We start from the raw sequence: 13168 nt of genomic DNA, 5'->3' as shown, positions 1-13168 counted from the left end.
ACGTGCGCGCGGTCACCGCTCAGGCAGTGCCGACTGCTCGACCGAACCGGGCCAGGAATTCCTGCCGGTGCACGCGCTCCACATAGGCGAGGGCCGCCGCCCGGTGTTCAGCCGCCGTCGTCTCCTCGGCGAGCTCAGCGGCCGCGCGGACGACGGACTCCTGCAGGTCCGCCAGCCCGGTCACGATCAGCGGGGCCGTGCGGGCGAGGTCCTCCCGCAGGGGGTGCGGCGCGCCGCCGACCACCGGGAGACCGTGCGCCCACGCCATGACGGCCACGGGGCTCGGCTCTCCCGAGGCCAGCGCGTCCACCACGACGGCGGGGCGGCCGATCGAGTCCAGCAGGGCCTCCGGGACCGGCGCCCCGGGAGCGAACTGCGGTAGCTCGACGACCTCGAGCCCGTCGGCGCGCCAGGCGGCGGCTGCGTCCGCCAGCTGCCTGTTCTCGGCGGCCGATCGCCGGACGCCGGCGAGGAGGACCCGCGCCGGGCCGCCGGTGCCCGCCGCGCCGGGCCGGTGCTCCTGCGCTCGCCCGTCCGTCCACGACCGCGGGGCGGGGTAGGGCAGCCAGGCGGCCTCGGGGAACTGGCGGGCCGCGAGTTCGCCCCAGGTCAGCACCGGCCACTGGCCATGCCGGAGGCTCTCCCGGATGCGGGCGGTCTGCTTGTCGTAGCGCGTGGCCCCCGGACCGCTCAGGTCGAGCAGGGGATGGTCCGGCTTCGCCTCGCGCAGCCGGCGCCTGGAGAAGAGCGCGTCCGGGTCGAGGACCACCACCGAGCGGGATCCCAGCGCCTCCAGGATGAGGCGCTCGGCCTCCGGGGAGCCCGCATGCCCGTTGAGCGCCGGCAGTCCGTCGCCGAGCACGACGGCCTTGGTGCCCCGTGCGATCTCGGAGACGGCCGCCGTGGCCTCCGGCAGGCCCGGGAGTCGCCCGAACAGGTCAGGGCGCTCGGGCGCGGCCGGACGGTCGATGGAGCGGACCTCCGGACGCGCGCCGTCGGTCTCCGCCAGCTCGGCCGCCGTGCCCAGGATCGCCCGGAGGGCGGGCGTGACGGGTCCGACGACCAGCCAGTCCTGTCCGTGGGACCCGGCCGCTCCCGTGCCGCCCGTGCCGCCGGTCGGGCCGGACGGAGCCGCCGGATGGAGCCCGTTCCACACCGCTTCGAGGACGGGTTCGCTGCCCTCCCACGTGTGCGCCAGCATGAACTCGTCGGTCAACCGCTCGCGGAACCGGTCGACGTCGTCGAGCACCGCGGCGACGGCCCGGGCCAGGTCCTGCGGATCGCCCGGCCGGTGCGCGGTGCCGAGGCCGTGCTCGCGGACGAAGGCGGCCTGCGCGGCGAGGTCGGAGACCACCAGGGGCAGGCCGGACTGGATGTACTCGCGGATCTTGGTCGGCAGCGCCGCCTCGTGCGCCGTCGTCGGGTGCAGCGGGCTCAGGCCCACCGTCGCCGAGGCGACGTACCAGGTGACATTGCGCGCGGGCACGTAGTCGTGGAGGTGCACGCGGTCGGCGACGCCGAGCGCCGCCGCCGACTCCCGCAAGCGCTCGCGGAGCCTGGGATCCCGGTTGGCGACGAACGCCAGATGCACCCCGGGCAGATGCGGCAGAGCGGCGACGGCGTCGAAGATGCCGCGCGATTCGGAGAGCTTGCCGACGTACACCAGCAGCGGCGTGGCGGCGTCGAGCCCGCACTCCTGGCGCAGGGTGCGGCGGTCGGAGGGGTCCATCGGGTGCCGTCCCGCGGAGGGTGCGTTGACGACGACGGCGGGGCGCTCCGGCAGGCGGTGGCGCTGCTGCATGCGGTCCGCCAGTTCGTCGGAGACGGAGATGACCGCGTCGGCGCGGCGGATCAGGTCCCGCTCCGCGGCGAGCCAGGCCGTGCGGACCGCCGGGCCGCCGGCGAAGTGCACTCCGGGGAGCCACTCGTGTGCGTCGTAGACCCAGCGCACGGGACGGCCCTGGGCAGCACGCCAGGCGGCGTAGGTGTCCGCCGCGGGCAGCGGGTGCCGGTCGTGCACATGGATCAGGTCGGGCTCCAGCGCGACGAGCGCGCGGAGGAACGCCTCCTCGTAGTCCTCGATCTGCGGCCAGAGCCGGCGGTACCGGGAGCCGACGACGGCGGCGCCCTCGCGCAGGCCGTCAGCCGTGGGGCCGGTGCGGATCCGCTCGAACGTCGCGCGCCACCGGCGGGCGCCCGCCTCGGCGCCGTCCGTCCCGACGTCGACGCGGTCGCTGGCCGCGCCCGCCGGACCCGCCCCGCGCCGGGGCCGGGCGCCCACGAGGGCCCGGACCCGGTCCGCCGGGGAGCCCTGTGCCGGGCCGCGGTGCCGCCGCTCGACGGCGTCGGCATCGACGTCCTCGTCCTCGAGCATGCCGGCGAGCAGGCGCGATCGCCACGCGTTGGACGCGGAACCGAAGGCCTCCTCGGCCTGACGGCGGATGGTCCGCTCGAAGGGGATCGAGAGACGGTAGATCGGGATGTCCTCGTGTGCCCCGAAGGGCGTCACGGTTCGGTTCCGTTCCCCGACGATGGTGACCCGGTAGCCGGACCTCACGGCGCTCTCGGCGGCCTTGAGGACCCGGGAGTCCCCGACCACGAGGTTGCCGACCAGCATCGCCAGGTGCGGGCGCTGCCCGTTCGTCATCCGTTGCTCCTCATCCAGTGTGTCGCGGCCGCCGGAGGCCGGGTCGCGGTCTGCGCGAGCGCGTTCGTCGTCGTGCGCGGCGGGTTCAGCCGCGCCCGCCGAGCAGCGCTCCGACGAATTCCTCCACCACGACCTCCGTCGCATACCGGGCGCGGCAGTACGCGTCCGCCTCCGCTACGGCGGCGGCGTGGACCTGCGGATCGCGCAGCGGGAGGATCGACTCGGCCAGCCCGGTCGCGTCCGCCGCGAGCCACTGCGGCGGGTAGAGCAGGTCGCTGCCCGGCCAGGCGAGGGAGCGCGGCGCGGCGCCGCGGACCGCCCCGTCCGGGAGTGTGAAGTGGAAGGACTCGAAGTCGCTGGTGGACAGCGCCACGCCCATCCGTGCGTACCAGGGGTCCAGATCGGCGCTGTAGCCGTCCCAGTGGACGGCGCCGCGCAGCAGGCGCGACTGCTCGATCCGGCGGTACTGCTCCTGGAAGTACTCCTGCTCGGTGGAGCGCTCCCGGAACCAGGCGTAGTCGGTGGGGCGGTAGCCCTTCAGGTGCAGTGCGTAGGCGGGGTCGACGGCGCGCAGCTCCTCGAGCAGGTCCAGTGCCGTCGCCAGGCCCTTGCGTGCCGGGGTCACGCCGACCATCCCGATCCGGTGCGGGTCGCCGAGCGTGGCCTGCTCCGGGACGCGCACGGCGTTGGTGATGGTGCTGGTCTTCATGCGGGCCCAGCCGAAGTGCCGGTTCGCCTCGCGGCGGATGTGCTCGCCGACGAAGACCATGTGCCGGTCGCCGTCGAACCCGATGTGCCGCGGGAAGTCGGTGGTGATCTCCTGGAGGTGGAAGCGCGTGACCACGCGGGTGGAGGCCGGCACGTTCCGGGTGAACCAGACCGAGTTGCCCAGGGCCCACTCGCACCAGACGACGTCGACGTCCGCGGCCAGCTCGCGGGAGCGGTCGGTGCGGTGGCGGTTGTGCCCCTCCCACTGGTCCACGAGGACCTCGTGGCCGGCGGTCTCGAGCGCGGCGACGATTTCAGGCGTGAATTTGAGGTCGTGGCCGGCCAGGAGGATGCGGCGCGACTCGCGCACCTGCGCGCGCGGTCCCGCCCCCGGGGAGGCCCCAGGTGCGGCGACGACGTCGTCGTCCGTGGTGGTCCGCGCCTCCCGCAGGGCTCCGCCCGGCTCGCGCGCGGCGGACAGCTCGCTGAGCGCGCCGAGGCGGGTGCGGCGGCGCTCCGCGCCCCAGGGGCCGCCCCCGTAGCCGGGCTCGTCGCGGTACCGGGGCTGGGCCGAGAGACGCGTGCCCGGCGCGAAGCGGCGGACCGGGACACCCGCGAGACGGGAGGCCAGGATCCAGGGCGCCAGCAGCCCCTCGTCGGCGTCCTCCGGCGCCCACACGGCCGCGCACGAGTTCAGGAGGGCCAGGTACTGCCCGGCGTTGGGGAGGCGGACCCTCAGGATGCGCGAACCGCGGGGCAGCTCCGTCGGGGTGGGGACGGGCGTGCCGTCGACCGAGACGACCACGAGGAATCGGGCGCGCTCCGCGGCGGGCAGGGCCGGGGGGCTGCCGCCGGAGGCCAGGATGAGGACGACGCTGTTCCTGGCATCGGGCCGCAGGACGGCGCGCAGGCGCCACGGCTCGGCCAGGGGGAGGAAGTAGGACACGGGGTCGTCGACGTCGGCGACGGCGCGCCGGTCGCGGGGACCGAGGGCGGGCCAGGCACTCTCCGGGATACCCTCCCGCCAGGGGGGCGTCGCGGCGCGCAGCGCGAGCAGTGTGGCGCGGTCGGTGGCCCGGTCCCTGACTCGCTGGGCGCGGGCCCGGCCGGCGCGGGCGATCTTCCGCACCCCGGCCGGCAGCCGCGCGGCGTTGGGCCGCGGCACTACGGGCTCCAGACGACGTCGGTCTTGACCAGCTGCTTCTTCAGGGCCTCGCGCTGCTGGCGGGGACGCTTGATCCGGCCGCGGCCCATCTGGCCGGCGTAGGAGTTGTACTGCTCGGTGACCTCGGCCGGGTCGCCGTCCATGATCAGCTCGCCCCGCTCGATCCAGAGCACGCGGCTGCACATCTCGCGGATCGTGCCCAAGGAGTGGCTGACCAGGAAGACGCAGCCGGCCTGGCCGCGGAGGGAGTCCAGGTGCTGCCGGGTCTTCTCCCGGAACTGCGCGTCGCCCGTGTTGAGCGCCTCGTCGATGATGAGGATGTCCGGATCGATCGAGGTGGCGATCGCGAACTGCAGGCGCGCGGACATACCCGACGAGTAGGACTTCAGGGGCAGGTGGATGGAGTCCTGCAGGCCGGCCAGGGCGATGATGCTCTCGCGCTTGGCCTCCAGCTGCCGGCGGGTCATGCCCATGGCCAGGCAGCCCAGCGTGATGTTGTCGTTGCCGGAGATCTGCGGCTGCAGGGCCGCGTTGACGCCGAGCATCACGGGCGTACTCGTGGCGTGGACGGTGCCGCTCGTCGGGTTGATCTGCCCGGTGAGGATCTTCATCAGCGTGGACTTGCCCGAGCCGTTGGTGCCGATGACGCCGACGCTCTCGCCCCGGTGCGCTACGAACGTGAGCTCCTTGAGGGCGTGGACGTCCACCGTGGCGGTGCCGATGAAGTCCAGGGCTCGGCGGCGGAGCGTGCGCTTGCCCTCGTCGTCCTTGGCCCGGACCTTGTAGGTCATGGACACGCGGTCGACGACGACGGCGACATCGCGGTCCAGGCCCGGCTCGTCGTTCTGCGGAGCGTCCTGGGTGATGCCCTGCTCGAGATTCTGCTCGGTCATGCCTCTAGGCCCTTTCCTGGTTGTAGGACTCTTCGGCCTTCCAGAAGGCGATCGAGCCGACGATCAGCAGCACGAGAGTCCAGGCACCGAGCACGGCCCAGCGCTCGAGGCTCGGGACGTTCCCGTAGAGCAGGATGTCGCGCGTGATGTCCAGGACGCAGAAGAGGGGGTTCAGCTGCATCGCCTGGTAGATGCCCGGGTGGTTCTCGAAGCGCTCCAGCGAGAAGAAGACGCACGAGAGGTAGAGCCAGATCCGCGTTCCGAACGAGATGAGGTTGACGACGTCCGGGAGCCGCGTGACGATCCGGCAGAGCAGCAGGCTGAGGCCCAGGTTGAAGAGGAACTGGACGAGGACCACCGGGACGAGGAGGAACCACAGCCAGGTGATCCGCTCCAGCGGCGGGATGGCGAGGATGAGCACCAGCATGGTGGTGATGACGATGACCTGGGACATCAGCTCGCGGACGTTCACGGCCAGCGGCAGCGTGGCGCGCGGGAAGTTGAAGGCGCGCATCATCGACTGGTTGTTGTTCAGGGCGCGGGCGCCCTGGGTGATGGACCCGGTCGTGAACCGGAACATGAAAACGCCGATGATCAGATAGGCGATGAAGTTCTCGATGCCCTTGGCGGTGTTCAGCAGGACGCCGAAGACGAAGAAGTACGTGGCGCCGTTCAGGATCGGGTTTAGGACCAGCCAGATCCGACCCAGGGCGTCGTCGCTGTTGCCCGTGGCGATGCGCGAACGCGAGTCGAAGTGGATGAACGACCGGAACTGCCAGATCTGCCGTGCGTACTCGAAGAATCCGGGCCGGGCGCCGACCTTGACGAGTCCCTCGGGTGAGACCTGGACTCGCTGGGTGCCGCCGATCGGCGTGACCTGTTCCGTCATGTGCTCGCTGACGCCTTTCGCTTGTGTGCTCGTCCTACTTTAGAGCCTCGCGTGGCGCACCGAGTCGGAGGACTCGCGCGGGGGCGGAGGAGTCCGTCACAACCTGAGAAGGTCCTGAGCCCGGACCTGTCTACGGTTCGAGCCCGGCCACGGACTCCACGGCATCGACGACGGTGGACGTGCTCTGCGTCGCCGGCGCGGGCGAGGACGCCGGGCTGCTCTTCGTCGCAGGAGCCGACGCGGCGGGGGCGGAGCTTGTCGATGCAGACCTGGACGGCGCCGGGCTCGTGGTCGCCGGGCTCTTCGGCGCCGGTGACGAGGGCGCCGGTTTCGACGGCGCCGGCTCCGAGGGGTCCGGGCTGCCCGGAGCGGGCGATGTGGGCGCGGGGCTCGACGGGGCAGGAGTCGTCGGCTTCGGGCTCGGCGACGCAGGAGTGCTCGGTGTCGGGCTCGGCGGTGGATCCGCCGGTGCGGTGGGCGACGGGGCGGTGGAGGGCTTGCCCGGTTCCGTCGGTGTCGGCGCCGGCGACGACGGGCTCGGTTCCCTGGAGGGCGGGGTACGGTCCCGGCCCGGCTTCTCCGACCCGGCCGGAACGAGCGGGGGCGCGGAGGGGTCGGCCCCGCGCGGCGGATTGTCCGCGGTCCGGATCCGCTCCAGTTCCTCGGGGGTCAGCGGGATCGGCTGGCCCGGCACGCGCGGCACGTAGGCCGCCGGATTCGTCCACTTGCCGTCGCGGTAGACCTCGAAGTGCACATGGCAGCCCGTCGAGTTGCCGGTGGTCCCGGCGAGGGCGATCAGCTGGCCCTGTGCGATCTTCTCGCCGACCTTGGCGATCAGCACGGAGTTGTGGCTGTAGGCCGTGTCCACCCCGCTGCCATGGGCGATGCGCACCCGGTACCCCGAATGCCCCGCCCAGGCCGACTGGACCACGGTGCCGGCCTCCGAGGCGCGAACGGGCGCGCCGCAGGGCACCGCGTAGTCCTGGCCGATGTGGATGTGCCGGCCGGGCCCGGTGGGATTGTTGCGCCAGCCGAACGGGCTCGTCAGCCGGAAGTTCGCGACCGGGTGGGCCAGCCTGAGACCACCGGGCAGACCGGCGGCCGCGCCCACCAGCTGGACGGTGTCCAGAGCGCGGACCACCGACTCCCCGTCGGCCGCGCTGCCATCCACGGAGACCTCGGGGCCGCCGCGGGTCGAGGCCGCCACGGTGCCCGGGTCGCCGCCCAGGGTCAGGGGTACGACGACGGGCGCCACCCGTCCGTAGCCGTCCAGTCCGGCGGCGGTCGTCGTGGCCACCACGTCCTCCACCGGGACCGAGCCGATGTGCCGTTCCTTCGCAGTGGCGGCCGTGAGCGTGCTGCCGCCGGCGCCCAGGACGGCCATCGCGGCAACGGCGACCATCGCCAGGCCCTGCAGGCTCCGATGCTGGAGGCCGGCCCGCTGGAGCCGCCGCCGCTGGAGCTGCCGACGGCGGGCGGCGCGGGGGAGCAGGGCCCCGGCGCCCCGGGGGCCGATGGCGGGCTCGGGCGGGAGGGCGGTACGGTCACCTCGGGCCGAGATCGAGTGCCGGGCGACCACGAGCTCGGGTGGGGGATCCGGCGTCCCGGCCGGTCCACCCGCGACGCGAACGGGCTCGGCCGGACGGGACAGGTGCCGTGCACCGTGCCTGCCCCTGCGCATCGGATCGGACGCCCCTGCAGCAGATGCCATCATTCCCCCGTGATGCGGACGCCCGCGGCGCCGCGATCGGAAACCGAACACTTCAGAAACCAAACATTGATCAAGAGGCTATAGGTAGGCGGACGCGACCGCCAGAGTTCCCGGCAAATGACAGGGGGAGCGGTAAATTGGGTACCGCGTCCCCATCCGGGCACCCTGCCGCCGACCCCAGCCATCGAACCCATCCGCCGACTCCGAAGGGCCTCCGCGCCATGCACCTGAAATCGCTCACCATCCGCGGTTTCAAATCCTTCGCGTCCGCGACCACCTTCGACTTCGAGCCGGGCGTGACCGCCGTCGTCGGTCCCAACGGCTCCGGGAAGTCCAACGTGGTGGACGCCCTGGCCTGGGTCATGGGGGAGCAGGGGGCCAAGACCCTGCGCGGGGGGAAGATGGAGGACGTCATCTTCGCCGGGACGTCCGGCCGTCCGCCACTGGGCCGGGCCCAGGTCTCCCTGACCATCGACAACGCCGACGGCGCCCTGCCGATCGAGTACTCCGAGGTCACGATCTCGCGGACGCTCTTCCGGGCCGGCGGCAGCGAGTACGCCATCAACGGCGAGCCCTGCCGGCTCCTGGACATCCAGGAGCTCCTCTCCGACTCCGGCCTGGGCCGGGAGATGCACGTCATCATCGGACAGGGGCAGCTGGATCGCGTCCTGCACGCCACCCCCGAGGACCGACGCGGCTTCATCGAGGAGGCCGCCGGCATCCTCAAGCACCGCCGCCGCAAGGAGAAGAGCCTCCGCAAGCTCGACGCGATGCAGGCCAACCTCGCCCGCCTGCAGGACCTCACCGGCGAGATCCGCCGCCAGCTCACCCCGCTCGGCAAGCAGGCCGCCGTCGCCCGGCGCGCCCAGTCCGTCCAGTTCGACCTCCGCGACGCGAAGTCGCGCCTCCTCGCCGACGACCTGGTCACCCTTCGGGAGGCGCTGTCCCAGGACCTCGCCGAGGAGGCGGAGATCAAGGCTCGTCAGGCGGACGTCGACTCACGGCTCGACGCCGCGAGGCGCCAGCTGGCCGCACTGGAGGCCCAGGCCGCGCACGCCACGCCGGCCACGAACGCCGCCCGCGACCTCGTCTACCGGCTCGGCTCGGCCCAGGAGCGCTTCCGCTCCCTGGCCCGGCTCGCCGGGGAGCGCGCCCGCCTGCTGGGCCAGTCCGACGGCGCCGAGGACGACGGCGGGCGCGATCCCGACCGCCTCGCCGAGCAGGCCGACCTCCTGGCCGAGGAGCTCGAGGAACTCCAGGAGCAGAACGAGGAGTACGCCGAGGCCCTGGAGGACGCCGTCACCGAACGCGCGGCCGCCGAGGAGGCCGCGGCCGCCGAGGAGCAGCGCATGACCACGCTGCTGCGGGCCGCCGCCGACCGGCGCGAGGGCCTGGCCCGGCTCGCCGGCCAGGTGGCCGCCGCCCGCAGCCGCGTCGAGGCCGCCGAGGGCGAGCGCGACCGGCTCCGAGCCGCCGCCCGCGAGGCCGCCGAGCGCCGCGAACGGGCCCAGGAGGAGTTCACGATCCTCGAGCAGCAGGCCGCCCACCAGGAGACCGGCGACGAATCCCACGTCGAGACCCTGGACGCCGCGACGGCGCGCGTCGCCGAGCTCTCCGCCCGGCGCGACGAGCTCCAGCTCGAGCTGCGCGACAGCCACGGCACCATCGCCGGGCTCTCGGCCCGCCGCCACGCACTGCAGGCCGCACTCGTGCGCCGCGACGCCAGCGCCGACGTGCTCGAGACGGCGCCCGCCGGGCTGCAGGGACGACTCGCGCAGCACATGGGCGTCGAGGCCGGTGCGGAGACCGCCGTCGCGGCGGCCCTCGGCGGCTACGCCGAGGCGCTCGTGGCCGAGCCGGCGACCGCCCGGTCACTCGTGGAGCGGGTCAAGGGCGATCAGACGGGGCGCCTCCACCTTCTCTGCGCCGACGGACCGGAGCACCGCTCGGCCCGGGACACCGACCGCGCGGCCGCAGCCGTCGCGCGCGTCGTCGCCCAGGCCCCCGGGGCACGAGCCGCGGTGGACCTCGTGACCCCCGCGCCCGCCGTGGCGCTCGCCGTCGGACGCCTGCTGGCGGACACCGTCGTCGTCCCGGACCTCGCCGCCGCGTTCGACGCCGTCGCGTCCTCCGCGGAGGTCCGCGCGGTGACGATGGACGGGGACATCGTCACGGCCGCGACCGTGGAGGGCGGCACCGCCAAGACGCCCTCGCTCCTCGAGCAGCACGCCGAGCTCGAGGCCGTGGACGCCGACCTGGAGTCCGCCCGCGCCGCTGATGCCGAGCTGACCGAGGGGATGGAGGCGCTGCGCGAGGAGCTCCGCGCCGCGCAGGACGCTGCCGAGGAGGCCCGCGAGGCCCAGCGGAGCGCCGACTCGAAGAACGCCCGGATTAGCCGCGAGCTCGCCGGACTGTCCGCGACCCTGCGGCAGGCCCACGCCGAGAACGAGCGCCTCGAGGCCCAGGCGGCCGCGGCCCAGGAGAGCATCGAACGCGAGCTCGAGGCGCTCGAGGACCTGGCGGTCCGGCTCGACGCGGCCCAGGAGGAGCCGGCCGACGAGGCCGAGCCCTCGAGCGCCGAGCGGGACCGCCTGAACGCGGCCGCCGCGGCCGCCCGTCAGCGGGAGGTCGAATCCCGCCTCGCCCTGCGCAGCGGCGAGGAGCGCGCGTCCAACCTCAATGGTCGGATCCAATCGCTCCGCCGGGCGGCCGAGACCGAGCGCCGCGCCCGCGAGGAGGCGGCCCGGCGCGCCGCGGTGCGCGCCCGGCAGGCCGCCACCGCCCGGGCCGTGGCGCAGGCCGCCGCCTACGGCGAGCGGCTCGTGGGCCGCTCCCTCGAGACCGCGCAGGTCAGGCTCGAGGAGGCGGAGTCCACACGGCGCCGCCTCGAGGCCGAGCTCGCCGACGCCCGCAGGATCGTGGACCAGCTGGCCACCGAGGCCGCGCAGCTGACCGATCGGGCGCACCGGGACGAGATGGCCCGGGCCGAGCAGCGGCTGCGGATCGAGCAGCTGCAGGATCGCGCCGTCGAGGAGCTCGGGCTCACCCCGGAGCATCTGATCGAGACCTACGGTCCGCACGTGCCCGTCCCCGTCGCGGACGCCGAGGACAAGTGGGCGGAGCTCCGCCAGGAGGTCGACGACGACGGCACCCCCGTTCCGACCGGCGTGCCCTTCGACCGGGCGGAGCAGCAGAAACGGCTCAAACGCGCCGAGCGCGATCTCGCCTCGCTCGGCAAGGTCAACCCGCTGGCCCTCGAGGAGTTCGCGGCCCTCGAGGAGCGCCACCGGTTCCTCACCGGCCAGCTCGAGGACCTGAACAAGTCGCGGCAGGATCTGCTGGACATCATCCGTGAGGTCGACGAGCACGTGCAGGAGGTCTTCGCCGCCGCCTACGCGGATACGGAGGCGCAGTTCCAGCGGGTCTTCGGGAGACTCTTCCCCGGGGGCGAGGGCCGGCTGGTGCTCACCGACCCGGACGACATGCTCAACACCGGGATCGAGGTCGAGGCCCGTCCGGCCGGGAAGAAGGTCAAGCGGCTCTCGTTGCTCTCCGGGGGCGAGCGGTCCCTCACGGCGGTCGCCCTGCTGGTGGCCATCTTCAAGGCCCGGCCCTCGCCGTTCTACGTCATGGACGAGGTCGAGGCGGCGCTGGACGACACGAACCTCGGCCGGTTGATCACGATCTTCGAGGAGCTGCGCGAGTCGAGCCAGCTGATCGTCATCACCCACCAGAAGCGCACGATGGAGGTCGCCGACGCGCTCTACGGCGTGAGCATGCGCGGGGACGGCGTCACGCAGGTGATCAGTCAGCGCCTGGCGCGGACCGACGGGACCCGCGCTGATCGAGGCCGGGACGACGGCGAGCACCGGGCCGGGAGTCCGCGGCGGGAGCCGTCCGCGGAGGCTCCGGACTCGCTGGGCGCGCCGGAACCAGCAGCCACGCGGTGACGCCGACCAGCCCGACCGCCCCGGCGACGCCGAAGGACCACTGGTAGCCCCAGAGGTCGGCCAGCCACCCGGCGAGCACCGGCCCGATGATCGCCCCCAGATCCGTGGCCATCTGGAATCCCGCGAGCACCTTCCCGCCGCTGCGGCCCTGCCCGACGACGTCGGCGACGGCGGCCTGCTGCGCGGGGTTCATGAAGCCGATGCCCATGCCGGCCACCACGGACAGAGCCAGGAGTGCGGCCACGCTCTCGGTGAAGCCCATCGCGCCCATGGCCACGGATCCGACGGCGAGCCCGACGATCACCGGGCCGCGCCGTCCGTAGCGGTCGGTGACGCGGCCGGAGAACGTCAGCACGGCCGCGTTGCCCGCCGCGAAGACCGCGAGCGAGAGGCCCGCGAGCTCGGCGCTGTGCTGGGTGAACACGTGGGCCACGAAGAGCGGGAGGATCGCGACCCGGACGCCGAAGTTCGTCCAGCCGTTCGCGAACCCGGAGACGAGCGCCGCCCGGTAGACGGGCGAGTCCAGCGCCTCCCGGACGGTCAGTGCGGGGACGGGGGCCGGCGCCGGGCCCTCGTCCTCCGCGCCGGCGCTGGAGAGTGCCGCTCGGCGGCGCACGCGGGCCAGGGAGAAGTGGACGATCGCGGCGGCGACCACGAGCGCCCCGCCGTAGAGGAAGAACGGCAGCCGGTAGCCGAATCCGGCCAGCAGGCCGCCGACCACCGGCCCCGCGATCGAGCCGAGCAGGAACGCGGTGGCGTACAGGCCGGAGATGCGTCCGCGGATCTCCGGCGGGGCGAGCCGGGCGATGAGCGACATCGCCGAGACGGTGAACATCGTGGAGCCGATGCCGCCCAGGGCACGATAGACGAGCAGCTGCTCGTAGCTGCCGGCGAGCCCCACGAGGATCGTGGAGACGGCGACGATCAGCACGCCGCCGACGTAGACCACCGGTTCGCCCAGCCGGTCCGTGAAGCGCCCGGAGAGCGGGGCGAACAGCAGGCGCGTGAATGCGAACACGGAGACGATGACGCTGGCGGCCGTCACCGACACGCCGAAGCTCGACGCGTACTGCGGCAGCAGTGGGGCGATGATCCCGAACCCGATGGCGATGACGAACGCCGCGCCGATGAGGACGCGGATCTCGACGGGGATGGTGGGTCTGACGGGGGAGGGCGACGGCGCGGGGGAGGTCATGGCCCGCCCA

Annotated in this window: 6 protein-coding genes and 1 pseudogene; 1 reads left to right on the top strand and 6 read right to left on the bottom strand. The window is 73.6% G+C overall.

What is annotated here, in order from left to right:
• Positions 1-19: 19 nt before the first annotated feature.
• From RIN46_RS13840 to RIN46_RS13820, 5 genes are all read right to left on the bottom strand, one after another.
• Positions 20-2647: a glycosyltransferase gene (locus RIN46_RS13840; RefSeq protein ID WP_309081888.1), complete on the bottom strand. Its 2628-nt coding sequence runs from the start codon at positions 2645-2647 to the stop codon at positions 20-22.
• Between the two features lie 85 nt (positions 2648-2732).
• Positions 2733-4520 (bottom strand): hypothetical protein, encoded by a 1788-nt coding sequence (locus tag RIN46_RS13835; RefSeq protein ID WP_309081887.1) that lies wholly within the window; start codon positions 4518-4520, stop codon positions 2733-2735.
• Positions 4520-5413: an ATP-binding cassette domain-containing protein gene (locus tag RIN46_RS13830; protein ID WP_309081886.1), complete on the bottom strand. Its 894-nt coding sequence runs from the start codon at positions 5411-5413 to the stop codon at positions 4520-4522. Before RIN46_RS13830 ends, RIN46_RS13835 begins: the two co-directional genes overlap by 1 nt.
• Positions 5414-5417: 4 nt before the next feature.
• On the bottom strand, positions 5418-6302 hold the full coding sequence (locus RIN46_RS13825; RefSeq protein ID WP_309081885.1) for an ABC transporter permease: 885 nt from the start codon (positions 6300-6302) through the stop codon (positions 5418-5420).
• A 130-nt stretch (positions 6303-6432) separates the two neighbouring features.
• Positions 6433-7983 (bottom strand): peptidoglycan DD-metalloendopeptidase family protein, encoded by a 1551-nt coding sequence (locus tag RIN46_RS13820; protein ID WP_309081884.1) that lies wholly within the window; start codon positions 7981-7983, stop codon positions 6433-6435.
• Positions 7984-8234: 251 nt separating this feature from the next.
• On the opposite strand from RIN46_RS13820, the gene smc reads away from it, so the two are divergent.
• Positions 8235-11963 carry a chromosome segregation protein SMC gene (smc, locus tag RIN46_RS13815; RefSeq protein ID WP_309081883.1) on the top strand — a complete coding sequence of 1243 codons (3729 nt, stop codon included), beginning with the start codon at positions 8235-8237 and terminating at the stop codon, positions 11961-11963.
• On the opposite strand, the pseudogene RIN46_RS13810 reads toward smc, so the two are convergent.
• Positions 11920-13158 (bottom strand): annotated as a pseudogene (locus RIN46_RS13810) (MFS transporter); the annotation flags it as partial. The gene smc and the pseudogene RIN46_RS13810 sit on opposite strands and share 44 nt — an antisense overlap.
• Positions 13159-13168: the final 10 nt, after the last annotated feature.

Origin of the sequence: Zhihengliuella sp. (assembly GCF_031178195.1) — a bacterium.
In the GTDB taxonomy this organism is placed as follows: Bacteria; Actinomycetota; Actinomycetes; order Actinomycetales; family Micrococcaceae; genus Zhihengliuella.
Note: the sequence above shows the minus strand (reverse complement) of the source record. Positions and strands in the feature narration are given on the sequence as shown.

What these genes read in the sequence shown, in the direction of transcription:
- RIN46_RS13840 (WP_309081888.1), bottom strand. Translation starts at nt 2,647, where the DNA reads ATGACGAACGGGCAGCGCCCGCACCTGGCGATGCTGGTCGGCAACCTC.
- RIN46_RS13830 (WP_309081886.1), bottom strand. Translation starts at nt 5,413, where the DNA reads ATGACCGAGCAGAATCTCGAGCAGGGCATCACCCAGGACGCTCCGCAG.
- RIN46_RS13825 (WP_309081885.1), bottom strand. Translation starts at nt 6,302, where the DNA reads ATGACGGAACAGGTCACGCCGATCGGCGGCACCCAGCGAGTCCAGGTC.
- RIN46_RS13820 (WP_309081884.1), bottom strand. Translation starts at nt 7,983, where the DNA reads ATGCGCAGGGGCAGGCACGGTGCACGGCACCTGTCCCGTCCGGCCGAG.
- smc (WP_309081883.1), top strand. Translation starts at nt 8,235, where the DNA reads ATGCACCTGAAATCGCTCACCATCCGCGGTTTCAAATCCTTCGCGTCC.